Source organism: Pantoea trifolii (assembly GCF_024506435.1).
Classification (GTDB): Bacteria; Pseudomonadota; Gammaproteobacteria; order Enterobacterales; family Enterobacteriaceae; genus Pantoea; species Pantoea trifolii.
The window spans coordinates 3,750,750-3,775,612 of record NZ_JANIET010000001.1; the positions used below are offsets into that span (position 1 = coordinate 3,750,750).

The following is a 24,863-nucleotide window of genomic DNA, read 5'->3' on the forward strand; positions in this document are numbered from 1 at the left end:
ATCACTTCACAAACTCTTCGCCCTGCGCGATATCTTTCTTCAGCGTTTCCAACATGCCGTTCAGCGCCTGCTGTTCAAAGGCACTCAGCGTACCCAGCGGACGGCGCTCAACAATACCGTTTTTGCCCAGCAGCAGCGGCTGCGAGAAGAAGCGGGCATATTCGCCATCGCCTTCCACATATGCACACTCCACGACGTTGGCTTCACCTTGCAGGGCGCGAATCAATGACAGACCAAAACGGGCCGCCGCTTGTCCCATCGACAGCGTTGCCGATCCGCCACCGGCTTTGGCTTCCACCACTTCGGTGCCCGCGTTCTGAATACGTTTGGTGAGATCCGCCACTTCCTGCTCGCTGAAGCTCACGCCTTTTACCTGCGACAGCAGCGGCAGAATGGTTACGCCTGAATGCCCGCCCACCACCGGCACTTCAATCTCATTAGGCTGCTTGCCTTTCAGCGCCGCGACAAAGGTATTAGCGCGGATGATATCGAGGGTGGAAACACCAAACAGGCGATTCTTGTCATACACGCCAGCTTTCTTCAGCACTTCGGCCGCAATCGCCACCGTGGTGTTGACTGGATTGGTGATCACGCCAATCAGCGCTTTCGGCGCCGTGCTGGCAACCTGTTCAATCAGGTTACGCACGATACCGGCGTTAACGTTAAACAGGTCGGCGCGATCCATGCCCGGCTTACGTGCCACACCCGCGGAAATCAGCACCACATCAGCACCATGCAGCGCAGGCGTAGCATCTTCACCGCTAAACCCTTCCACGGTGACTGCCGTTGGGATGTGACTGAGATCGACCGCCACACCCGGCGTTACCGGGGCGATATCGTAAAGTGAGAGAGCTGAGCCTGCGGGTAATTGCGTTTTGAGCAGCAGTGCGAGCGCCTGGCCAATACCACCGGCGGCACCGAGAACGGCAACTTTCATCCTGAACTCCTTATTAAGGTGGGGCAGAGATATGCCGAAAATCCATCAGGTTACGAGTTTAATCAACTTCTCAGGCGATAGCGACTAAACCTGTCGCGCACTTAACACTACGCCGCAATCGGCTCCCGAGACATCTCCACTTCAGAAGTCGCCTGAATGATTCATTCGCAGCCAGAAGACAATGGACGGCAATGATCATCGATATTGTTGTTACCACCTCAATAATATAACAACTTTGCAACCTTCGCTTTGCGCGCCCACCCGCGATTTTGGTGCGACATCATATTCTGTTATTATGCCCGCCCCGCAGGTCATTACCGCGATTCTCTCATCAGACTTATTGCATAAAAATTCATCTAAATGCATAATAATTTATCTGCCGTGGGCCTGTTGCCCTCTGCAACCCTCTTTTAATTGGTAGCTTATGCGAAACCCATCGAAACAAGACGACTTGATTAAGGCGTTTAAAGCCTTATTAAAGGAAGAGAAATTCAGCTCCCAGGGCGAAATCGTGCAGGCGCTGCAGGAAGACGGCTTCGAGAATATCAATCAGTCCAAAGTTTCTCGCATGCTGACCAAGTTCGGCGCGGTGCGTACGCGCAACGCCAAGATGGAGATGGTTTACTGCCTGCCTGCTGAACTCGGCGTACCCACCACCACCAGCCCGCTGAAGAATCTGGTGCTGGATATCGATTACAACGATGCGTTAGTGGTGATTCACACCAGCCCGGGCGCTGCGCAGCTGATTGCGCGCCTGCTGGATTCGTTGGGTAAAGCGGAAGGGATTCTCGGCACCATCGCCGGTGATGACACCATCTTTATTACCCCTGCGCGCACCTTCTCAGTCAAACAGCTGTACGACGCGATTCTGGTTTTATTCGAACAAGAGCTATAAAACCCTGCTGCATACCGGCAGATCCTCTGCCGGTTATCTTGCCCTTCCCGCTTCATCCGTAACCAACCTGTTACAAATCCCTTGGTAAATAATAAGTTATCCATATGCTTAGCGGTTCTTTTCAGGCTAACAGATTGGTACGACCTTTGCGCCTGCTTAACCTTATGCGCTATTTTACACTGCTTTACACATCGTGCTCAGTGTCATTCCCTTCCCTCTGCGTATCAGCCAGCGAGATCAACCATGATCTTTCGCACTAAAAGATAATTTGATGTAGATCATTGTTTTTACGTCTAAATAACCATCAATGGTTAAGATCCAGGCGTTTTTTATAACTTCAGGTTCTAAAAAAGTGCCATAAGGATAAAGAATTACAACCAAACATTATTAGCTCGGTATTAATTTCCTGGGTGATTAGATCTATACTTGTTTTCGTGATGCAAATCACACGAAAGAAAAAGATAAAAATATACGACAAGGAAAAATATCATGAACGTTAAAACTACTATCGCGACTTTGAGTGTTCTCTCTGCCCTGTCATTTGGTGCTTTTGCAGCAGATTCTATTAACGCCGAACAGGCAGCGAATCTGCAACCCGCAGGCACCATTAGCGTCAGCGGCGTGGGCGGTTCTCCAATGGATATCCGTCAGCAGTTAAACGATAAAGCCGATCAGCAAGGTGCGAAAGCTTACCGCGTGATCGAAGCGAATACCGGTGACAGCTACCACGCAACCGCTGAGCTGTATAAATAAGTTACTGACTTAAGACGCAATGTGAACGGCGACCCGTTTGAGACGCGCTTGCCTCTCAGGTTGCCGACCCAATTTCAGGAGAGTGAATCATGAAAACCAAATTAGCTATCGCAGTACTGGGCCTGGCTTCAGTTCTTTCTTTTGGTGCCAGCGCCGCAAGCCTGGTTTCAAACCAACAAGCTGAACAGCTGCAATCCCTGAACCAAACCATCAGCGTGAGTGGTGTTGACGGTGACCAGACTAACGTTCGTCAGGAACTGTCACAGAAAGCTGATGCGCAGGGTGCCAGCCACTACCGCATCATTGAAAGCAATCGTGGTGATACCTTCCACGTCACTGCTGAACTCTACAAATAATCACTAATTGAACGTCCGGCGCCTTGAAGGCGCCAGGCAATAGATCGACGACCCGCCTCCCCCTTTTCTGCCGCAGGTTGTTGATTAAATGAGGAGAAAATTATGAAAATCAAAACAACCATCGCAACTGCAACCCTGCTGTCCCTGTTCGCCTTTGGTGCTTCTGCAGCACAGTTGGTGACTGAACAACAGGCGCAGAATCTGCAACCTACCGGCAGCACTATTTCAATCAGCGGAACCGGCGGTTCGCCAATGGATTATCGTGCCGAGCTTTCTCAGAAAGCGGATGAGCAAGGTGCCAGCGCTTACAAAGTGATTGAAGCGAAAACCGGCGATAGCTATCACGTGACAGCTGAGCTGTATAAGTAATTCCTCGTCAATTAAGACGAACCCTTTGGCCCCGCTCGCCGGGGCCCTTTTTACTTTATATTGAAGCGGAGCTGGCCTTCCAGCTCCTCTTCTGCTTCATCAAATAGCAGGATCAATGCGCCATACCGGCGTTTCTGCCCTTTCCCCAGATTTACAAACTCAATCTCCAGCGGCAACGGCAGTTGCTCACCCACAATCGCATCCCAAAGATCGTCAAGATCGTTGATGGCGAGATCGGCTAGCGCAAAACGATCGCTAAACTGTCGATAAAAATGGGCTTGATCGACAATCTCGTCGAAATCGAAACGCTCGGTTCTCATCATGACGCCCTCTTAGTTGTCGCGGCTAGCTGAGTCCGCCGAGGTGCAACGCTTTGACCTCCAGATACTCTTCCATACCCAATACCGAGCCTTCGCGTCCCAGCCCGGATTCTTTCACGCCGCCAAACGGTGCCAGCTCGGTTGATACCGCGCATTCATTAATACCGATCATGCCCGCTTCCAGCGCCGCTGAGACGCGGAACACCCGCTGCAAATTCTGCGTGTAGAAGTAAGCCGCCAGGCCATATTCGGTATTATTTGCGCGCTGAATCACCTCGGCTTCATCGTCAAAGCGGAAACAGGCCGCAACCGGACCAAACGTCTCTTCCTGCGCCAGCGTCATCTCTTCATGCGCTTCAGCGATGACCGTCGGTTGCCAGAAGTTGCCGCCAAGAGGGTGACGTTCGCCGCCGACCAGCAATTTGCCGCCTTTGCTTAACGCATCTTTGACGTGCTCTTCCACTTTCTCCAGCGCAGACTGCTCAATCAGCGGGCCAACAATCACGCCTTCTTCCACGCCATTACCGACTTTGAGTTTACCCACCGCATCGGCCAGTTGATTGACGAAGCGATCGTACACCGCGTTATGCACATAGAAGCGGTTAACGCTAACGCACACCTGTCCGGCGTTGCGGAATTTGTTGGCAATCGCGCCCAGCACCGCCGCGTCAATATCGGCATCATCAAACACGATGTAAGGCGCGTTGCCGCCTAACTCCATCGAGACTTTTTTCATGGTTTCGGCGGCATTACGCATCAGCGTTTTGCCCACCGCAGTGGAACCGGTGAAGGAGATTTTACGCACCGCTTTGCTGGCCATGATCGCGTCGCTGATGGCATGCGTGTCGCCCGCCACCGCATTGAGCACGCCATCAGGGACGCCGGCTTTCTGCGCCAGCGCCAGCAGCGCGAAGGCACTCAGCGGCGTGTTATTCGCGGGTTTAATAATGCCGGTACAGCCCGCGGCCAACGCAGGACCGAGTTTGCGCGTCAGCATCGCCATCGGGAAATTCCACGGGGTGATCGCCGCGACCACACCAATTGGTTCACGCGTCGCCAGAATGCGCGAGCCCGGTTTAGCTGGCGGGATGATTTCACCGTTGGCGCGTTTCGCCTGCTCGGCAAACCACTGAATAAAGCTGGCGGCGTATTCCACTTCACCTTCGGCTTCTTTGAGCGGTTTACCCTGCTCGGCCGTCATCAACTGGCCGAGCCAGCTTTTGTTCTCGATGATCAGCTGATACCAGCGATTGAGGATGTCGGCACGCGCCTTGGCGGTTTTGTCGCGCCAGGCGGGAAATGCACGCTGCGCGGCGGCAATCGCCTGTACGGTTTCGTGCTGGCCGGCTTTCGCTACGTTGGCGATGACTTCGCCGGTAGCGGGATTGGTCACCTCAAAGGTCGCGCTGGCGTTATGCCACTGACCATCAGCGAAATAGCCGGTCTTGAATAAGTCGTGTTGTTGCAGGGAAGTGGACATCGGTTTTCTCCTGTCAGTTTGCGTCCTGTCAGGAAAGTATAGATGCCAATATCAGAGGTTTTTGTGTCAGCGTGGGATCTAAAAGGCCGCTGCAGGCTGCAGCGGCCAGTTTCAGATTTGTATTAAGGTGTTCTGATACTTATCCAGCATCAGCGCCAAACGTTTCACCGGTTCGGTGACGTTATCAGGTGCCGAATAATGCTGCAGCTTCTCCTGATACACCTCCAGCTCCTGCAGCAGCCGCTCGAAGTAATAGCGACGCTTGTCATCGCTGGTCGCCGAAATAATACGATCGGCGGTGGAGCGCAGCTGGCGGTGATAAGCCGAGAGATCGGCATTCACCGGCACTTCGGCATTACGCAGGCGTTGATGGCCGATAATCAGCGTCAACGCGATACGATACTTATCGATATCGCCGGGGAACAGGTTAAGCAGCAAGAACAGTTGCTGATACAGCGCCGGCAAGTGGTTCTCACGACGACGCGCCTGATTGGTGGTGAGCGCGGCTACTGCTGCATACATAAAGCGGTTTAGCAGCTTACGTCCGGTACGATCGCGTGATTTATCACGAATCAGCAGAATCACCATCATCGCCACAAAGCAGCCAATCACCTGGCCCAACACGTTATCAAGGAACACGTTGAACTCGAACTTCATCGGGTTATCCAGTACCAGCACGTTGATGGTACCAATCAGCGCGCCCAGCGTACCTAACTGGCGGCGCTGCACGAAGATGCCGCCGATAAAGCCCAGCGCGCCAATGGCGATACACAACAGCAACGCACTTTGCTGGGTCGCGGGTAGAATAAAGATGAAGTAAAGCGCGCCGAGCGGCACCGCAACCGTCATGCCGTAAAGGAAGTCTTTCGCCATCATCAACGGATTCGGCATACGCATCGCCAGCGCGGTAATCACCGCCAGCATCACCATGCAGCCGCTGCCCGATGTCCAGCCGGTATATAACCAGAACAGCGAACCCAGCGCGGTGGCGACAAAGGTACGCACACCATTGATCATTGCGTGATGGGTTTCAGCGGATCGCGCCTGAACCACCACTTCGCGCTGCAGAATGCTCTCTTCCAGCGTGGTGATGCGGCTGTTGCTTTTGATGCCGTTGATCAGCAGCAGATATTCGGTGGCTGCGCCGACCCAACTCGCCAGCGTCACCGGCACAGTTTTGCTGCTTACGCCAATCAAGCGACGCATCACCTTCATGCGTTTATGCACATCGTTGACGTCGTTGACCTCTTTTTCGATCAGCAAACGATAGTGCGGTGGAATGTATTCCGGGCGCGAGTTTTGAATCAGGAAGGTTTCGGCGGCTTGGGTAATCAGCGTCAGCGATAAGGTGTTAAGCATTTGCAGGCGGCGGCTGGAGTTTTTCCAGCGTGACGATTCCATCATCAGTTGGCCGCGCATGCCGTTGAGCGCCGTGGTGCGACGCACTAACGCGCTCCAGGCTTTATCCACTTCGTCTTTATCTTCATGCGCTACGCACAGCTGTAGCAGTTTGTAGTGCGCCACTAGCAGCGCATCCACTTCCTGCTCAATCACTTTTTTGATTGAACGCGGCGAGAACAGCATGTCGGCGAGAATCGCACACAGAATACCGATGACGATTTCACTGCAGCGCTCAACCGCAAACTGTGGAGCCAGCGTTAAGCCACCGCTGGCATCCGCCGTGACCACGATGATCAGCGCGGTGTAACCGGCAAGGCCGAGCGCATAGGAGTTTTCGACTTTGATCAGCGAAGAGAGCCACACGCACATGCCAGCCCACATACAGCACAGCAGCAGCATCACCACCGGCGCACGCACCGTGGCAATCATGATAGTGAGCGCGGCGATACAGCCAATGAAGGTACCGATGATGCGCAGAATGCCGCGATAGCGCAGTGCGCCAGAATAGGGATCGCCCCCCGCAGCAAAGGCGGTACCACCGGCCACGATGCCGGCGGTCATCACCGCCCAACGCGGCGTTTCCAGATTGAAGTGAAAGCCAATCATCAACGCTGCAACCAGCGCGAAGGTGAGCTTCACCGGGAAACGCAAAAACTCAATCATATCGCCCTCGCTTAACCAAACTCACGCAGGCGATTGAACAACTGCGCCAGCGGCGAGACTTTGGTTTCGCGATCCTGCGCGCCAGTGATCACCACGGTAGCGGTGGTACCGGCCGGGAAGCGGTTGCCCGGTTGCTCATCGAGACGAATACGCACCGGCACACGCTGCGCCAGACGTACCCACTCAAGATTCGAGTCGATGGTCGCCATGCCTTTGCTGTCGCTGCTGCTGCTGCTGTTGGTTACGCCTGCCGCGATGCTGTCGACGGTGCCGCGCAGCACTGCGTTGCTTCCCAACGGCGTGATTTGCGCGCGGAAGCCAGGACGCACGCCATCCAGCTTGGTCTCTTCCATATAGGCCAGCACATAGAAGGAGTGCTGCTGCACCAGCGCCACGGCGACTGAACCGCGCGTGATAAATTCGCCCTGATAGACATTAAGGTTGGTGACCCAGCCGTCAGATGGCGCTTTGATGGTGGTGCGGTCGAGGTCGATCACCGCCAGATCGCGCGTGGCCACAGACTTCGCCAGCTGATGCTCGCTGGTTTGCAGATCGTTGTTGGATTGCTCAATCGCTTCACGCGACATAGCGCTGGTACCCAACTGATTGCGACGCGTGGCTTCACGGCGTTTTTCACTCACCAAAGCCTGGTAATATTCGACGTCCGCCTGGGCTTCATCCAGCGCTTTTTGGTAGCGCGGACGGTCAACCACAAACAGCGTATCGCCTTTTTTCACCAGTTGGTTATCGTGCACCGGCACGTCAGTGATGATGCCGGTGACGTCAGGCGAGATCGCCACCACATCGGCAGAGAATTTGGCATCACGCGTCCACGGTGATTCGGTGTAGAACACCCACGCGCGGAAGATGATCACGATGGCGATGACAACCAGCAGGAGTGTAATCGCGTATCGCGCGATTTTTCTTATTAGCGCTTTCACTTAAAGAACCTCAGACGAATAAACGGGATACAAGGTAAAACACACAGCAATACAGCGCGGTGTTAAACAGTGCGGGATGCCAAACCAGATCGTAGATCCCGCTGGGCGTCAGCACGCGTTTCACCAGCCAGAACAGCGCCAGTGAAACCAATAGTTCAACGAAGATGGGCGGAAAACTCAGCCCGAATACGACAAATACCGGAAGCACACTCATTTCGGATCCTTAGTTCGACCTTGCCGGATTGCACCGATACCTGCCCACATGCCGAGCGGCACGTTGGGTTTACGATCAGGGGATGACGGATAAACTGATGGCAACATTCAGGCCGCGTTGAGCTAATCATAGCGTATCATCGGGTTAACACAGCCATGTACAGGTGCAGTGAAGAGACCCAGCGACGCGTATAGTAACGCGCTTGACTATACGTTTTCTACATATTGTGAGCTAAATCACTTTTTAGCCAGAGTAAACAATGGATCGACTTAAAAGCATGTCCATTTTCGCCAAAGTGGTTGAATTGGGTTCATTTACCGCCGCAGCGCGCCAGCTACAGCTTAGCGTTTCGTCTATCAGCCAGATTGTTGCCAAACTGGAAGATGAGTTACAGGTCAAACTGCTTAATCGCAGCACGCGCAGCATTGGTCTGACCGAAGCCGGAAAGATCTATTTTCAGGGCTGTCGCCGCATGTTAGCCGAGGCATCGCAGGTGCACGAGCAGCTGTACGCCTTTAACAACACGCCGATCGGTATTCTACGCATCGGCTGCTCATCAACGATGGCGCAAAATGTGTTATCGGCGATGACCAGCGAAATGTTACGCGAATATCCGGGTTTGAGCGTCAATCTGGTGACGGGCATTCCTGCACCTGATCTGATCGCCAACGGGTTGGATTTGGTGGTGCGCGTGGGTGCGTTACAGGATTCGAACTTGTTCTCGCGTCGGCTGGGCGCGATGCCGATGGTGGTGTGCGCGGCGAAGAGCTATCTGGCGCAGCACGGCACGCCAGAGAAACCCGGCGAGATCGATAATTTTTCCTGGCTGGAATACAGCGTGCGCCCGGATAACACGTTTGAACTGGTTGCGCCGGAAGGATTGGTGACGCGCCTGACGCCGCAGGGCCGTTTCGTCACCAACGATTCGCAGACGCTGATTCGCTGGCTAAAAGCAGGTTGCGGTATCGCTTATGTGCCGTTGATGTGGGTGATTGATGAGATCAGTACGGGGGAAATCGATATTCTGTTCCCGCAATATCACTCGGAGCCGCGCCCGGTGTATGCGCTCTATACCGAGAAAGATAAGCTGCCGCTGAAAGTGCAGGTCTGTATTGATTATCTGACCGAGTATTTTAAGCAGGTGGCGCAGCAGTATCAGCAGCATCGGAAGGGTTGATTTGTTTTGTGTTTAGAGCGGGAGCTGCAACGTCTGCTGCTGGATAGTGAAAACTTTGAATTGATCTAACACTGCACAAATGTTGAAAAGCTGACTGAGCCGCGCTGGGTTGTGGCAATCCGCAGCGCTGAACAGAGTGAGGCGGCCAGGATAAGCTCGCAGGACGCGAACTTAAGGCGAAGCCGGGGCAGGAAGCCCCGTCTGAGCCGGTCCGTAAGGCTGCCGAACGGCGTGAAGGCACCGCGTAAGCGGCGCGAGGACCGCCACAACCCAGCGTGGTTCTGGCAGCGACGCACCAAGGTCGCCATGAATGGCGACCCTACAAGTTTAGGCGGTGCCGCCTACGGTGATTTTATCCAGCTTCAGCGTTGGCTGGCCCACGCCAACCGGCACGCTTTGTCCCTCTTTACCGCATACGCCGACGCCTTTATCCAGCGCCAGATCGTTGCCAACCATCGAGATCTGCTGCATCGCTTCAATGCCAGAGCCAATCAGCGTGGCACCTTTGACTGGCGTAGTCACTTTGCCTTTCTCGATTAGGTAAGCTTCTGAGGTGGAGAACACAAACTTGCCGGACGTGATATCAACCTGGCCGCCACCAAAGTTCGGCGCGTAAATGCCGTACTCCACGCTTTCAATGATATCTTGCGGCGTCGATTTACCCGCCAGCATGTAAGTGTTGGTCATACGCGGCATTGGCAGGTGCGCGTAAGATTCACGGCGACCGTTGCCGGTTGGATTGACGCCCATCAGACGCGCATTCAACTTGTCCTGCATGTAGCCTTTCAGCACGCCATTTTCAATCAGCATATTGTACTGGCCCGGCACGCCTTCATCATCGACCGCCAGCGAACCGCGCAGACCTTCAATGGTGCCATCGTCAACCACGGTACACAGCTCTGAAGCCACCAGCTGGCCCATTTTGCCGCTGAATACCGACGTCGCACGACGGTTGAAGTCACCTTCCAGACCATGCCCGACCGCTTCATGCAGCAACACGCCCGGCCAGCCTGCGCCCAGCACCACCGGCAACATGCCAGCGGGTGCCGCCACGGCGGAGAGATTGACCAGCGCCATACGCACCGCTTCGCGCGCCCAGGCATCGGCACGCACATCACCGCTCTCGTCGGCGAGGAAGAATTCATAACCGGTACGCGCACCGCCGCCGCTTGAGCCACGCTCCCGTTTACCCTGATCTTCCACCTGCACGCTGATGGACAGACGCACCAGCGGACGAATATCTGCTGCCAGCGTACCGTCAGTTGCCGCCACCAGCACTTGTTCGTAGACGCCGCTCAGGCTGGCATTCACTTCCTGCACGCGCGGATCGGCAGCACGCGCCACTTTATCGACGCGATGCAGCAGGGCAATTTTGTCTTCACGCGTCAGGCTATCCAGCGGATTGACGGGCGCATACAGCGAACGGTTCAGGACTGCCGACAAGGTGTGCGCTTTACCGTTGCCTTGTTCACGCACAATGCTGCGCGCCGCTTCAGACGACTGACGCAGTGCATTCAGGGAAATCTGGTCAGCATAAGCAAAACCGGTTTTCTCGCCGCTGACGGCGCGGACGCCCACGCCCTGATCGATGTGGTAAGAACCATCTTTAATAATTTTGTCTTCCAGCACCCAGGATTCGTGGAAACTGGACTGGAAATAGAGATCGGCATAATCCAGACGACGTTCTGAAAGCTGCCCTAACAGGGAGTAAAGGTCCTGCTGATTAATGCTGTTCGCAGTTAGCAACTGCTCACTTACCAGATTCAGAGTCATCGTTTCTCACTCATTATGTGCTCGGATAGTCATAGCCTGCGGCAATTACCCGACGGCGTCAAATTCACTTCTTATCGTCTACGCGCGGTTTGCGCAGTACTTCATTGATTTCCGGCTTATCCAGCGGTCCGCTGATGTGATAACGCAGCAGCGAAATCTTATTCCACAGCGGCCCCAGCACTTTACTGGCGGCGAACACAGCTGCGCCAACCACCGGATTGATCACAAAGGCGGTGGCGACGCCGACCGAGGCGGAGATTTCCGGGGCGACCACCGCTTCCATATCGATCTGACGCTTCACCAAATCGATGTTGCCCTTCATGGCGATATCCGCTTCCAGGCCATCCACCAGCAGGTTATCGGTGCGCATCACGCCGTTTTCAATCCATGCGGTGCCGTTAATCGAATCGAAATAGAAACCATCACTAAAGGTGTCGCTGAAATCGAAGCGCATCTTACGTAGCAAGGCATCGAAGCTAAACAGACGCAGCAACTGTCCCGCGCGACCGGTATTAACATCGGCGATCTGGCCTTTGCCAAAGTGGCTTTTCAGCGTACCGCTCAGCGTCTCGACCGAGGGTTGCCACGGCGCAGAACGCCAATGCAGATCGTAATCGAGTTTGAACGGTGCGTCGCGCAGCGGCGTGTTCATGCCAAACCAGTTGGCGGCGTCATTGATATTGTCACCGCTCAGGCTGCCCTTCAGCGAAGTGCGCTGATCGCCGGGTTTATTCACCCATTCACCCGCCACGTTGAGCTTCGAGCTGCCAGAATCAATCGAACCGTTAGTAAGTGCTAACGTATCGCCTTTCGGCTGCAGCTTCGCCTGCATGTGACCGAATTTCTGTCCGCGCAGCCAGCATTCATCACAGTTAAGCTGCAATGCTGGCCAACTACTGAAGTTGATGTTGCTGCTGTTGCCGCCAAACGGCGATGATTTTCCATCGCTTTTCTCAGTCCATTCAGGATTGTAGTAAAGATAGCTCAGGTTGATCTGCCACGGTGACTGCTGCGCCGTCTGCAAACTGCCGCGTGCTTCACGGCTCTCCAGCTGCAAACGCGTGTTGCCGCCTGCGCCCTGCGTGACGGTGGCGTTAACGTCGTGCCACTGCTGACCACCCAGCGTCAGCGCCGGTGTCCGCAGAATAAAATCGCCAGGCAGCAATGCGCCGCCCACTTCAGGCTCGCCCTGCGCACTGCGTGAACTGCCCGCGCCAGCCATCATCCCCATCCAGGCTTCGCCATCCAGCGGCGGGAGATTCAGCTCCATGCCGCGTTTTTCCGGCAGCTTCGGTGTGCTTTTCGCATCGTTAAGCCAGATACCGCGATCAACGCGCAGCTGCGGCTCCAGAATCCAGCGGCTATTGAAACGATGGTGATCGCGTACGCTACCGCTCAAGGTAAAGCCTTTGAGATCGCCCTCCGCATTGATAGTAATCGGCATCGCTTCACCGGCCGCTTTATCCAGCGGTGCAGGTAAGTGACTACTTACTGCTTTGCCCTCGCCTTGCAGTGCAACTTTGTAAGTCGCGCCACCTTTGTGCGGCAACGTGATGTCGACATTGCCCTGCCACGGTAAAGAGCCACCTAACTGACGCGTGATGGCGTCCGGCAGCACCTTGAGTTTACCTGGCTGCCAATCGCCCAACAGCTTGACGTTCACGCCAAAGTCGTTGGGATTCTCTTGCGTACTAAAACTCACCCCGGTTGGCTGCCCGAACCAATTGGCTTGCAACTCTTCACTCTCCAGATTGCCGTTGTTGTAACGGAAGCGGCCGGTGAGATTGTTCAGCGTGGTTTTTAACGGTTTGATATGCAGTGTGTTGTTGTTCAGCACCACATTGCCGCTGGCATGCACCTGCTCGCCATCCAGCGGAATATCGAGATTGAGTTTGCCGCGCACATTGCCGCCAATCTGCAACTCCTGCAACGCCGCGCCGAGTGTTGGTTTCAGTGGCGTTTGCTCGAAATAGTCGGCGATTTTTTTGCCTTCGCCGCTGATATCGCCATCGATAATCAACTTCTCTTTCAGGTAATCCGGGATCACCGCGCTGACGTTGCGCGCATCAACTTCGCCGAGTTTGGTTTGATCGGCTCTCATCCACAAACCGTTGTTGAGGAAGTCGAGATTGATGTCGAGATTTTCCAGTGCAGGCCAGCCGGGCTGGAACTGGAAGGTGGAGTTACGCAGCGGTACCCAAACTTCAAACATGCCGTCATTGTGCTTAAACGGGAATAGCGCGGGATCGCCAGCAAACAGCAGCGTGGCGTTATCCACTTGCCCGCCTTTAATCGCGTCGCTGAGATAGTGCGTAAGATCGTGGCCCATCAGCTGCTGCGGGAAGTAGCGCCACGCATCGCCGGCATTGGTGACACGAATCCCGGCGAGAATATCAAGGCGCGGCGCGGTCCCCAAATTCTGCTGGTAGCGGAAATCGCCGCGTGCCCACAGCGAGCGCGCCTGCACATCCAGCTGATGTCCATCCAGCGTTAAGCCGTTGGCATCACGCAGCCAGTTAAGCTGGCCAGTGATCTGTTTAATCTGCAGCGGAGCCTGAAACATATCGCCGTACGGTACTTCCGCCTGGCCCATCGCCACATCCAGCAAACCGTTGTTTAAGCTGCCGCTGGCGCTACCGCTGAGATTGCTGATACCCGGTAGCAATTCCCACTGTTGCCAGGCGAGATCGCGCCACTTCGCCTGCAAACGCGTTTGCTCCGGCTGCTGCAACGGGATATCCAGCGCCAGCGCATCAATGTGGCCGCGCGGTTGCAGCGAACGCCAGTTATCCAGCAAAGTGGGGGAAAGTGGCTTAAACAGCGGCACGATCGGCGCCAGACGTTCTAAGTCGAGTTGGGTGGCACGCACGCGCACTTCCGCCGCACTGTTGGCGCCGAGCATCTGCTTATCTTCCGGCTTCCACAGCAGAGAAAAATGCCCCGGCGCCCATGCGATGCCGTCGGTGCTCAGTCGCGTTTGCGGTACCGAAAGGCTCCAGCCATTTTGGTAGCGCGACAAGTGCGCGGTTAAGCCATCGACCTGCAATTGATGATCGCCCTGCTCGCCGCGCCAGCGCGCGCCGCCTTTGCTCAGCAGCAAATCACCGGCGTAGAGATCGCCATCACGCAAATTCGCCCACGCAGCCAGACTGAAACGCGCGCTTTCAAGGCTGGTGTTGTCACGCAGCCACGGGCCAATCCACGGCCGCACATCAACATCATCGGCCTGCATCCAGATGCGGCCATCGCTGAGTAAACCGTTGCTGTCGTTCAGATCAAGCCGCACCTGCACCACGCCATGCTGGCCGGTAAAGCTGGAGAGGCTCACTTCGCCTTCCGCGCGATGACGGGTATTTTCGTTCAGCCAGGTAAGGCGTGGAATCGCCAGTTCGGCATGCTGGCCGGACGGCGTCAGAAAACGGATGCTGCTGTCGCGCAGATCGAAGTGATCGAACTGACGCAAAAACAGATCGTTAATTTGCGCCGGTTTGAAGCTGTTCTTCTGTTCATCGCTGGTGAACAGCGGATGGTTGGTTTCGAGATGCAGCTGCCAGAAGGTGAGATCGCGGAATTGCCAGCGCCAGTGCAGCAGCGATTGCCAGACATTGAGCGCCAGATTGACGCGGCCGATGGTGAGTTGACCATCTTCCTGCATCGAGATGTTGAGATCGCGCACCTGCAGCGTCGGGCCGAAATTCTCCCATTTCCCTTGCAGTTCGCTGGCATCGACCGTGACGCCGCTGACGCGTGAGATCGTCTGCAGAATATCGCTGCGATAACTGTTAAGGTGCGGCATCACGAGGCGCAACCCGCTGACCAGCAGCGCCACAATTACGATGATTGCGGCGAGCAGCAGTAACAAAATCCTCGGCAACCGCCTCACACACCTCTCCTTGCAGTCCGTTGGCTTACGGAACTTAACCTCACGATCACATCATGACGACATCAAACTGCTCTTGGGTATAGAGCGGTTCAACATGAACTTTCACCTGCTTACCGACGAAGATTTCCACTTCCGCCAGCGCGTGTGACTCCTCGCCCTTCAGCGCGTCACCCACCGCGGGGGAAACGTACACCAGGAAGCGGTCAGAATCGTAGGCGTGATGCACGCGCACAATTTCACGCATAATTTCATAGCAGACGGTTTCCACCGTTTTCAAGGTGCCGCGCCCTTTGCACACCGGGCAATCGGCGCACAGCACATGTTCAATACTTTCTCGCGTACGCTTGCGCGTCATCTCCACCAAACCCAGCGCAGAGAAACCGTTGATGCCGGTTTTCACCCGATCTTTGCTCAGCGCACTCTCCAGCGAATGCAGCACGCGACGGCGATGTTCGTCGTTACTCATGTCGATGAAATCGATAATGATGATGCCGCCGAGATTACGCAGTCGCAGCTGACGCGCGATAGCTTGCGTCGCTTCAATGTTGGTATTGAAAATGGTTTCGTCAAGATTGCGGTGCCCGACAAACGCGCCGGTATTGATATCCACCGTGGTCATGGCTTCAGTTTGATCGATGATCAGATAGCCGCCGGACTTCAGCTCGACCTTGCGCTCCAGCGAACGCTGGATTTCGTTCTCAACATCGAACAGATCAAAAATCGGCTGCTTACCGCTGTAGAGCTCCAGCTTGCTGGCCATTTCCGGAATGTATTCGCTGGTGAATTCCACCAGCAAATCGCAGGTCAAACGTGAATCCACGCGGATGCGATCCAGCGCAGCACCGGCGAAATCACGCAGTACGCGCTGTGCTAACGCCAGCTCACCGTACAGCAGGCAACGCGTCTGATTACGCTTTTTACGCTCGCTGACTTTGGTCCACAAACGTTTCAGGAAAGCGGCATCCTGCGACAACTCTTCCGAACCAATGCCTTCGGCGGCGGTACGAATAATAAAGCCGCCGAGATCGTCACAGTGCGCCGCAACCACCGTTTTCAGTCGTTCGCGCTCGGCTTCGGTCTCAATACGCTGTGAGACGCCAACGTGTGATGCGCCAGGCATGAACACCAGATAGCGCGAAGGCAAGGTAATGTCGGTGGTAAGGCGCGCGCCTTTGGTGCCAAGCGGATCTTTCACCACCTGCACCATCAAATCCTGGCCGGGACGCACCAGTTCGCCGATGTCGCGCACCACAAAATTTTTCTTCTCATCACCCGCCACGCATTCGGTGTGCGGCATGATGTCGGACGCGTGCAGAAAGGCGGCTTTTTCCATGCCGATATCGACAAAGGCCGCCTGCATACCCGGCAAGACGCGACTGACGCGTCCTTTATAGATGTTGCCCACGATGCCGCGTCGTGCTTCGCGCTCAATGTGGATTTCCTGCAGAATGCCGCCATCAATGTAGGCAACACGGGTTTCCGAAGGTGTCACATTTACCAGCAGTTCAGCCGTCATCTTGTCCCCTTAACGCTCGCAGTGACTGAAAATGACTCAGCAGCTCACCGGTCTCAACCAGCGGCAATCCCACTACGGCGTGATAGCTTCCATTAATCTTGCGGACAAAATTGCCGCCAAGGCCCTGAATTCCGTACGCGCCGGCTTTATCCATCGGCTCGCCACTGGCGATATAGTGCGAAATTTCCTCCGCCGTCATCTTGCGGAAGGTCACGTCCGTGGTCACCAGGCAATCCAGTTCACGCTGTTTATCAGCCAGCGCTACGGCGGTCATCACCTGATGAGTGTGTCCCGACAGCTTACTCAGCATCGCGGCGGCGTGCGCGGTATCCTGCGGTTTTTCCAGTACCTCACCGTTCAGCACCACAATGGTATCGGCACCCAGCACCGGCAGATCCTGCGGTGCGACCGCGACGCCCGCGCGCGCCTTATCTGACGCCAGACGACGCACGTAAACTTCAGCCGCTTCTTCTGGCTGACGCTGCTCTTCTACGTGGGTAATCAGGCGCTCAAATTGCAGACCAAGCTGCGTTAACAGCTCACGTCGACGCGGTGAACCGGATGCGAGGTACAGGCTAATCATAGTATTCCTTACTGAACAGCGAATTGACGGCGAATCTTTCTCATCAATAAGAATAGCCAGGGCCACAGGACGCCGTCGACCACACTACTCCAGAAGATTTCCGGGCGGAATGAGACGTTGATCACCAGGAATTCTGCCCAGAAAACAATCACATCCACCGCAAGGGACAGCACCATAACCATTAATGCCTGCTGCCACAACGCTAAGTTTCGGAATAACTGAAATTTAAAGGCCACCAGATACGCGATGATGCTGAATGCCAGCGCACGCACGCCCAGCGTTGAGCCTGCCACCAGATCCATGATGCCACCGAGGAAAAAACCGGTACCAACATTCACCCGATGCGGCAGCGCCAGCACCCAGTAAATGAGGATCAGCAACAGCCATGAAGGCCGGAACATGAAGATCTGTTCCGGCCACGGCATGATTTGCAGGATAAGGGCAATCAGAAAGGACAGCCAGATAACCCATCGGCCCTGGCTGCGATATCGACTCAAGGCTGGCCTCCGCGTGTGTTCGCAGAATTCCCTTGCGAACGACTGCTATTAGCGGGTTGCGGTGGCCCCATTTGCTGCGATGACTGCAAAGTATCCGGTGCCGGTGGGCCCATTTCGCCTGCTGGCGGCAGAACCTGCGGCATCATCTGCATCAAACGTTCGTTGGCAACGCGATGCACTTCGTCCGGCGCCATCGGTGCTACGCCGTTACGATCCGCGCCCCACAGCAGCAGCAGATAGCGCAAACGCTGCAAGCCAGCCGCTGGACGCGCCTGAATCACCGTGTAAGCACGCTGTGTATCGACTTTCACCGAGGAGACCACGCCAACCGGATAACCTTCCGGGAAGCGACCGCCCAGGCCAGACGTGACCAGCACATCGCCGACGCGAATGTCGGTGTTGCCCGGCAGATGTTCCAGCTGCAGATCTTCGCTGCAGCCATTACCGGCGGCTATCACGCGAATATCGTTACGCAACACCTGAATCGGCAATGCATGCGATGCATCGCAAATCAGCAATACGCGGCTGGTAACCTGACCTACTGCAACCACCTGACCGACAACCCCTTTATCACTGATCACCGGCTGACCTTCGTAAACACCGTTTACGCTGCCCTTGTCGATAACTACCTGATCGGTGTAAGGATCGGTGCCGGTGGAGATCACCTGCGTCACCATCTTGTGCTCATCCTGGCGCAGCGGCGAGCCAAGCAGTTCACGCAGACGCGCGTTTTCCTGCTTATATTGCCCCAGCATCAGCAAGTCACTGTTTTTCAGGAAGAGCTCACGGCGCAGTGCTTTATTTTCCAGCTCCAATTGCTGACGTGACGCCAGTGTTTCGGAAACGCCATCAAGAAGTTGTCTTGGCCCGTTGGCCAAAAAATAAAATGGACTGACCGACGTGTCCAGGTAGTTGCGGATCTGGGAAAAGGAGCTCACGCGGCTATCAGCGATAATAATCGCGATAGCCACAATGACTGCCAGAAAGAGGCGCAACTGCAGGGAAGGTCCCCTGCTAAAAATCGGCTTCATAAATTCTGCGTGTTCCTCGACATCAGGGAAGAAGCGTTAGCCTTATAGCCAACGCCTCCAGGGCTGGACGCATCTCGCCGTCGTGCGTTGCAGCAGCAGCGTCAGCATAGGCGCTATTCCCTGCGCAATTTGACCAGGGCCTTAGCCGTTGAGGAATTACTCCTCGCTGAACAAATCGCCGCCATGCATGTCGATCATTTCCAATGCTTTACCACCGCCGCGTGCTACGCAGGTCAGCGGATCTTCTGCCACGACCACCGGAATACCGGTCTCTTCCATCAGCAGGCGATCGAGGTTACGCAGCAATGCGCCACCACCGGTCAGCACCATACCGCGCTCGGAGATGTCAGAAGCCAGTTCTGGCGGGCACTGTTCCAGTGCAACCATCACCGCGCTCACGATACCGGTCAGCGGTTCCTGCAGCGCTTCAAGAATCTCGTTCGAATTCAGGGTAAAGCCACGTGGCACACCTTCTGCCAGGTTACGGCCGCGCACTTCAATCTCGTGCACTTCATCGCCCGGATAAGCAGAACCGATACCGTGCTTGATGCGCTCCGCAGTCGCTTCACCGATCAGGGAACCGTAGTTGCGACGGACATAATTAATAATAGCTTCATCGAAGCGGTCACCACCAATACGCACAGAAGAGGAGTAAACCACGCCGTTCAGCGAGATCACTGCCACTTCAGTGGTACCACCACCGATATCAACCACCATCGAACCGGTCGCTTCAGAAACCGGCAGACCTGCACCAATCGCCGCAGCCATTGGCTCTTCAATCAGGAAGACTTCACGCGCGCCTGCACCTTGTGCAGATTCACGGATGGCACGACGCTCAACCTGGGTCGCACCCACCGGTACGCAGACCAGCACACGCGGGCTTGGACGCATAAAGCTGTTGCTATGCACTTGCTTAATGAAGTGCTGCAGCATTTTTTCGGTGACGAAGAAGTCGGCGATAACGCCATCTTTCATAGGACGGATAGCAGCGATATTGCCCGGCGTACGGCCAAGCATCTGCTTAGCGTCATGACCGACAGCCGCTACGCTCTTTGGGGAGCCGGCACGATCCTGACGAATAGCAACCACAGAAGGCTCGTTCAACACGATGCCTTGTCCTTTCACGTAAATCAGGGTATTCGCGGTACCCAGGTCAATGGACAAGTCATTGGAAAACATGCCACGAAATTTTTTAAACATACTAAGGGATAATCCTGCAAGCTGGGGGCGGAAAATAAAATCCGCCTACTTTACCAACCACGCGAAGCCGCTACAAGGCGCAAAAACGTTCTGCTTCGGTGAAAAAATACGCTGAATACTTTTTTGGCCTGATGGTAGGGTCTTTTGCCGCAGTTAAATGGCGTTAACACGCCGTTTTAACCTAAATTCTCCCGGCGATAGCGGGAAAATTTCGACATAAAATCTAACATTTCCAGCCTCCAGCATCGCGCGCTCCGGCACAAATAAGCGAGAAAAACAGCCATCAGCCTGCATTTCGCGCGCTGAAGGTTTAAATTCGATAACGTTGTGAGTGTTTCTTTACGTTACTGTTGACCGGCAACGAGGGCGCAAATAAATCGCCCTGCCCGCCAGAAACCCCCAATCCCGACAGCGTTTGCCACTCCGCGCGCGTACGCACGCCGGCGGCGAAAACCTGTGTCGGTGATGACTTACACACTTCCAGCAAACTCTGCACAAACAGCTGGTTTTCAGTACGCCGTTCAATATTGCGTACCAAACCCGGCGCAAGTTTAATCACTTCTATCGGGAATTGCTTAATATAGGCGCTGCTCACCACCGTCAATCCGGCCTGAACCACTGCAATGCGACAGCCAAATGCCGTTAACATATGGAAAACCGGCACTAAACGGCTGATGTGTTGACAAACGTCGGCCTCAGCAAGTTCAAATAAAAAACGTTTTCTTTGCGATTTGCTGCACTGCAGCAGCAGTTTTTGCAGCCAGCGTTGAAAAGGCCGCTGCAACAGCGAGTCAATATTCACGGGTAGTGCCAGGGTTTCATCCGGCCACATTTCAGAGAGCGCCGCAATGCGCGCCACCAGCTGGCGATCCCAGCTGTCGGTCATACCCAGCTGCAGCACCAGCGGCATAAACTCCGCCGATACCACTTCTTTGTCGCCATCGAACACGCGCGTCAGCAATTCGCGATGATGGACTTTTCCATCCAGCAGTACCGCCGGTTTCTGGTACAGACGCGGGCCACCACGATTGAGTGTATTCTCCAGCAAGGTCCGCCAGCGCACGCTGCCGCGCCCCATGTCCAGCGTATTGCCTTCGCCAACCGACCAACTATTACCGCCCTGCAATGTCGCACGCCGCGTGGCCATCTCCACATTTTCCATCACCTGCGAGACACTTTGTCCGCTGCGCCACGCGCTGATGCCAATGTGGATCAAATCATCGCGATCGACCATGCGCATCGGCGGCAGTGAATCGACGGCATTGATCAGTTGGTCGGCAATGCTGTTGGCTTCTTTTAGAGTGCGATGCGGCAGCAAGACGGCGAAATCACTGCGGAAGTAACGTGCCAGCAATGCGCCCGGATAGCGCAGCACAAAGGTCGACAGCATATTAATCAGGTCAAACAGATACTCTTCCACCAGCGTTGGGCCGAGGGTTTCGTGCAGCATATCGAGGTCCGGCAGACGCACCATCATCACCACGCCGTGCGTGCCGACATCTTCCTGATCTTCCAGCAACGTCGCCAATTGGTTATCAAAGAACAAACGATTGTTCAGGCCGGTACGCGGATCTTGCGCCGCAAAGGTGCGAATTAAGGTATCGATGCGTAAACGCTGCTCGCCCGCTTCCTGCAAATCGCCCAGAAGCGCATCGATGGCGCGACTGGCTTTCGGCGGCCATTCCGCCGCATGGTCACCCTGCGAATGACGTTCACCGGTCAGAATGCGATCGGCGCGCGCTTCTAACTGTTCCATATCCCGCCAGCGCCGCTTGAGCCAGCGGTTGGTCATGACCAGCAGCACGCACATGATCGCGACGACCGTAAACAGGACCACCAGCGTATAAGTGCCGGTAAAGGAGCGAAACAGGGTTTTGGCCGGGTCCAGCACCACCACGCGCAGTTCGAGGCCCGGCGAATGCGTCAGGGGCAAATCGAACTGCACAAAGCGATTAGGCTCATCTTCTAACATCGGATTTTCATGGCGGGCTAAACTGAACACTAACGTATCGCCGTTCAGCAGTTGCACCTGTTCGGCATTGACCACCGGCATCATGCGCGTCAGCCACTGCGTGATTTCCTGCGGCGATTGTGAAGCCAGTGCTTTATCCACTTCAGTCGCCAGCGTTTGCATCCGCGTTTCTACGCGCTGCTGCGATAGCCAGATAAAACTAAAAGCGCAGCCCACCAGCATCAATATCATCGCCAGTAAGCTTAATAAGGTAATAAACGCAGAAAATTTAGTTGTTAATCGCATCCCTGTGCCTGCATCACTGCGGTTATGAACGGTGTTAATCCGTCGGCGCCACGCTTACCCCTGGCGCAAACCTGAGCAAAATAGCACAAATCAAGGTGTGATTCAGCGCCAGACTGGCATCAAAATCGCACATAACACAGCATGATAAGCGCTACGGCGCGAGTATAGCGTTAAACCGTGATGGCCTGACTTTGCTATGGGCTTTTTCGTCCTATTCTCAAAGAGGGCGATGCGCCAGGAAATTTCACATTTTTCCCCGCAAGTTCGCGCCTGATACTGAAGTTGAGCATGCTGGTAATAACTTACTATTCACAGGAGAACGTCATGAAGCTGAAGCACTTGCTCACAGAAGCCGACGTCACGCCAGAAAGCGTCTTTAATATGCGCCGCCGTCAGGTGCTAAAAGCGTTAGGATTAGGCGCAGCAGCAGCCAGTTTGCCTGGCACGGCGCAAGCCGATGTGTTGAGCTGGTTTAAAGGTAATAACCGCCCGCCCGCGCCCGCTGGCAGAGATTTAGATTTCACTAAACCGGCCGAATGGCAGGCCGATTTGCCGCTCACGCCGTTTGATAAGGTGTCGGGTTACAACAACTTCTACGAATTTGGTCTGGATAAAGCCGATCCTGCCGCCAATGCCGGCACGCTAAAAACCGATCCGTGGAAACTGCGCATTGAAGGTGAAGTGGCCAAACCGATCACGCTGGATATGGATGACATCTTCAAGCGTTTCGCCATGGAACAACGCATTTATCGCATGCGCTGCGTCGAAGCCTGGTCGATGGTGATTCCGTGGGTCGGCTTCGAGCTCAACAAGCTACTAAAACTGGCTGAACCCACCAGCAATGCACGCTATGTGGCATTTGAAACGCTGTATGCACCTGACCAAATGCCCGGTCAGAAAGATCGCTTTATCGGCGGCGGGCTGGATTATCCCTATGTAGAAGGCTTGCGTCTTGATGAAGCGATGCATCCACTGACGCTGCTGAGTACCGGCGTATACGGCAAAGCGCTGCCACCGCAAAATGGCGCGCCGATTCGCCTGACCGTGCCGTGGAAATATGGCTTCAAAGGGATTAAATCGATCGTGAAGATCACGCTGACGCACGATCGTCCACCAACCACCTGGAGCCAGATCGCCGCCAATGAGTACGGTTTCTATGCCAATGTGAACCCGCATGTGAATCATCCGCGCTGGTCGCAGGCTACCGAACGCTTTATTGGCGCGGGCGGCATTCTAAAGGTTGATCGCCAACCTACGCTGCTGTTCAACGGCTACGCGAAAGAAGTGGCTTCACTGTATCGCGGGCTGGATTTACGGGAGAACTATTAAGTGCGCCTCACTTTACGCCACATCACCGCGTTAAAAGTCGTGCTGCATCTGGCGGCTTTTCTGCCGTTTGTTTATCTGTTTATGGCGGCGAGTCAGGGCTGGCTGAGCGCCGATCCGGCGAAAGATATCCAGCATTTTACCGGCAGAATGGCGCTAAAGTTGCTGCTTGCCACGCTGCTGGTCAGCCCATTAACGCGCTACCTGAAACAGCCGCTGCTGATTCGGACCCGCCGCCTGCTCGGCGTGTGGTGTTTTGCCTGGGCCACTTTACATCTCACCAGCTACTACTTGCTGGAACTTGGTTACGATCATCTGCGTTTACTCGGCAGCGAGCTGATTTCCCGTCCTTATTTGTTACTGGGGATGATCAGCTGGACGATTCTCTTCGCCCTCGCCATAACTTCATTTCAACGCATGCAGCGCAAACTGGGTCGTCGCTGGCAAACGCTGCACAACGGCGTCTATCTGGTCGCGATCCTCGCACCTATCCACTATCTTTGGTCTGTGAAAGTCGTGTCCCCGCAGCCGGTAATCTACGCCGCGCTGGCCATCGCGCTGTTAGCGTGGCGTTACAATAAGTTGCGTAAACTTCTCTCCAGATAATCCCCGCACGGTTGTGTTCCTCCCGCGAGATCTGTTAAAAAGTGTGGCCTTCGGGCCGCATTCGATCAACTTCGCAGATAAGACCAGTATTTTGCTGCGAATGTCGACGAAACGGATATAATGCCCGGCTTTATTGCAAACGAAGTCTTCTTTTTCATCCTCAAGGGTGACAAACGCAAGATGGCGCGGTATTTTACGCGATGCCTTACTGATTGCAGGAGATAGCAGCAAGATGGCGCACAAATTTCACATACTGCTTTTGAACGGTCCCAATCTAAATTTACTGGGAACGCGCGAGCCTGATAAGTATGGTCACACCACGCTGGCGCAAATCGTCGGCGATCTGACGCAACAGGCCGATCAGCACCATGTGAAATTGAGTCATTTGCAATCGAACGCAGAGTTCCAGCTGATTGACCGTATTCACGAAGCCCGCGGCAACGTGGATTACATCATCATCAATCCTGCTGCGTTTACGCATACCAGCGTTGCACTGCGTGATGCCCTGTTGGCGGTTAGCATTCCTTTTATTGAGGTGCATCTCTCGAACGTGCATGCACGCGAACCGTTCAGACATCACTCCTATCTTTCCGATGTATCTGCCGGCGTCATCTGTGGACTTGGCGCTGATGGATACTCGTGGGCTTTACAAACGGCAGTAAAACGCCTGTTACATTCCAATTAA

Annotated in this window: 22 protein-coding genes; 8 read left to right on the top strand and 14 right to left on the bottom strand. The window is 54.9% G+C overall.

Annotated features, from left to right (window positions below):
- Window position 1 precedes the first annotated feature (1 nt).
- Complete coding sequence (gene mdh / locus NQH49_RS17360) at window positions 2–937, bottom strand: malate dehydrogenase (RefSeq protein WP_097095873.1); 936 nt, start codon at window positions 935–937, stop codon at window positions 2–4.
- A gap of 424 nt (window positions 938–1,361) precedes the next feature.
- Here mdh and argR point away from each other — a divergent pair, with 424 nt between their 5' ends.
- From argR to yhcN (NQH49_RS17380), 4 genes are all read left to right on the top strand, one after another.
- Window positions 1,362–1,832, top strand: coding sequence for a transcriptional regulator ArgR (gene argR / locus NQH49_RS17365; protein ID WP_008101964.1), 471 nt, complete (start codon window positions 1,362–1,364; stop codon window positions 1,830–1,832).
- A gap of 489 nt (window positions 1,833–2,321) precedes the next feature.
- Window positions 2,322–2,585 (top strand): peroxide/acid stress response protein YhcN, encoded by a 264-nt coding sequence (yhcN, locus tag NQH49_RS17370; RefSeq protein WP_256697598.1) that lies wholly within the window; start codon window positions 2,322–2,324, stop codon window positions 2,583–2,585.
- Window positions 2,586–2,674: 89 nt separating this feature from the next.
- Window positions 2,675–2,941: a YdgH/BhsA/McbA-like domain containing protein gene (locus NQH49_RS17375; protein WP_007891990.1), complete on the top strand. Its 267-nt coding sequence runs from the start codon at window positions 2,675–2,677 to the stop codon at window positions 2,939–2,941.
- A 102-nt stretch (window positions 2,942–3,043) separates the two neighbouring features.
- The gene (gene yhcN, locus NQH49_RS17380) at window positions 3,044–3,310 is read left to right on the top strand and encodes a peroxide/acid stress response protein YhcN (RefSeq protein WP_008101968.1); all 267 of its coding nucleotides are present in this window, start codon (window positions 3,044–3,046) and stop codon (window positions 3,308–3,310) included.
- 50 nt (window positions 3,311–3,360) lie between these two features.
- On the opposite strand, the gene NQH49_RS17385 is transcribed toward yhcN (NQH49_RS17380), so the two are convergent.
- The 5 genes from NQH49_RS17385 to aaeX form a co-directional block, all read right to left on the bottom strand.
- Window positions 3,361–3,630: a barstar family protein gene (locus NQH49_RS17385; protein WP_036647722.1), complete on the bottom strand. Its 270-nt coding sequence runs from the start codon at window positions 3,628–3,630 to the stop codon at window positions 3,361–3,363.
- A 25-nt stretch (window positions 3,631–3,655) separates the two neighbouring features.
- Window positions 3,656–5,110, bottom strand: coding sequence for an NAD-dependent succinate-semialdehyde dehydrogenase (locus NQH49_RS17390; protein ID WP_256697600.1), 1,455 nt, complete (start codon window positions 5,108–5,110; stop codon window positions 3,656–3,658).
- A 111-nt stretch (window positions 5,111–5,221) separates the two neighbouring features.
- Window positions 5,222–7,174 (bottom strand): p-hydroxybenzoic acid efflux pump subunit AaeB, encoded by a 1,953-nt coding sequence (gene aaeB, locus NQH49_RS17395; RefSeq protein ID WP_256697601.1) that lies wholly within the window; start codon window positions 7,172–7,174, stop codon window positions 5,222–5,224.
- An 11-nt stretch (window positions 7,175–7,185) separates the two neighbouring features.
- The gene (gene aaeA, locus NQH49_RS17400) at window positions 7,186–8,115 is read right to left on the bottom strand and encodes a p-hydroxybenzoic acid efflux pump subunit AaeA (RefSeq protein ID WP_008101975.1); all 930 of its coding nucleotides are present in this window, start codon (window positions 8,113–8,115) and stop codon (window positions 7,186–7,188) included.
- 10 nt (window positions 8,116–8,125) lie between these two features.
- Window positions 8,126–8,329 carry a p-hydroxybenzoic acid efflux pump operon protein AaeX gene (gene aaeX / locus NQH49_RS17405; RefSeq protein ID WP_007891984.1) on the bottom strand — a complete coding sequence of 68 codons (204 nt, stop codon included), beginning with the start codon at window positions 8,327–8,329 and terminating at the stop codon, window positions 8,126–8,128.
- Between the two features lie 259 nt (window positions 8,330–8,588).
- Between aaeX and aaeR the strand changes: the two genes are divergently transcribed.
- Window positions 8,589–9,506, top strand: coding sequence for an HTH-type transcriptional activator AaeR (gene aaeR / locus NQH49_RS17410; protein ID WP_256697602.1), 918 nt, complete (start codon window positions 8,589–8,591; stop codon window positions 9,504–9,506).
- A 327-nt stretch (window positions 9,507–9,833) separates the two neighbouring features.
- Here aaeR and tldD read toward each other — a convergent pair whose 3' ends face one another.
- The 8 genes from tldD to csrD form a co-directional block, all read right to left on the bottom strand.
- Window positions 9,834–11,279 (bottom strand): metalloprotease TldD, encoded by a 1,446-nt coding sequence (gene tldD, locus NQH49_RS17415; RefSeq protein WP_061720201.1) that lies wholly within the window; start codon window positions 11,277–11,279, stop codon window positions 9,834–9,836.
- A 64-nt stretch (window positions 11,280–11,343) separates the two neighbouring features.
- Window positions 11,344–15,162 carry an AsmA2 domain-containing protein YhdP gene (gene yhdP, locus NQH49_RS17420; RefSeq protein ID WP_256697603.1) on the bottom strand — a complete coding sequence of 1,273 codons (3,819 nt, stop codon included), beginning with the start codon at window positions 15,160–15,162 and terminating at the stop codon, window positions 11,344–11,346.
- Window positions 15,163–15,208: 46 nt separating this feature from the next.
- The gene (gene rng / locus NQH49_RS17425) at window positions 15,209–16,678 is read right to left on the bottom strand and encodes a ribonuclease G (RefSeq protein ID WP_061720203.1); all 1,470 of its coding nucleotides are present in this window, start codon (window positions 16,676–16,678) and stop codon (window positions 15,209–15,211) included.
- Entirely contained in the window at window positions 16,668–17,261 is a 594-nt protein-coding gene (locus tag NQH49_RS17430) for a Maf family protein (RefSeq protein WP_256697605.1), read from the bottom strand. The genes rng and NQH49_RS17430 overlap by 11 nt, the downstream gene beginning before the upstream one ends.
- An 8-nt stretch (window positions 17,262–17,269) precedes the next feature.
- Window positions 17,270–17,758 (bottom strand): rod shape-determining protein MreD, encoded by a 489-nt coding sequence (gene mreD / locus NQH49_RS17435; RefSeq protein WP_008101987.1) that lies wholly within the window; start codon window positions 17,756–17,758, stop codon window positions 17,270–17,272.
- Window positions 17,755–18,789, bottom strand: coding sequence for a rod shape-determining protein MreC (gene mreC / locus NQH49_RS17440; protein ID WP_008101989.1), 1,035 nt, complete (start codon window positions 18,787–18,789; stop codon window positions 17,755–17,757). Before mreC ends, mreD begins: the two co-directional genes overlap by 4 nt.
- Window positions 18,790–18,945: 156 nt before the next feature.
- A complete protein-coding gene (mreB, locus tag NQH49_RS17445; RefSeq protein WP_007891976.1) occupies window positions 18,946–19,989 on the bottom strand; it encodes a rod shape-determining protein MreB in 1,044 nt (347 codons plus the stop codon).
- Window positions 19,990–20,299: 310 nt separating this feature from the next.
- Complete coding sequence (csrD, locus tag NQH49_RS17450) at window positions 20,300–22,246, bottom strand: RNase E specificity factor CsrD (RefSeq protein WP_256697606.1); 1,947 nt, start codon at window positions 22,244–22,246, stop codon at window positions 20,300–20,302.
- Window positions 22,247–22,570: 324 nt separating this feature from the next.
- Here csrD and msrP point away from each other — a divergent pair, with 324 nt between their 5' ends.
- The 3 genes from msrP (at window position 22,571) to aroQ (ending at window position 24,863) form a co-directional block, all read left to right on the top strand.
- A complete protein-coding gene (gene msrP / locus NQH49_RS17455) occupies window positions 22,571–23,575 on the top strand; it encodes a protein-methionine-sulfoxide reductase catalytic subunit MsrP (protein WP_256697607.1) in 1,005 nt (334 codons plus the stop codon).
- Complete coding sequence (gene msrQ, locus NQH49_RS17460) at window positions 23,576–24,178, top strand: protein-methionine-sulfoxide reductase heme-binding subunit MsrQ (protein WP_256697608.1); 603 nt, start codon at window positions 23,576–23,578, stop codon at window positions 24,176–24,178. It begins immediately after the preceding gene.
- Window positions 24,179–24,410: 232 nt separating this feature from the next.
- Entirely contained in the window at window positions 24,411–24,863 is a 453-nt protein-coding gene (gene aroQ / locus NQH49_RS17465; RefSeq protein ID WP_256697609.1) for a type II 3-dehydroquinate dehydratase, read from the top strand.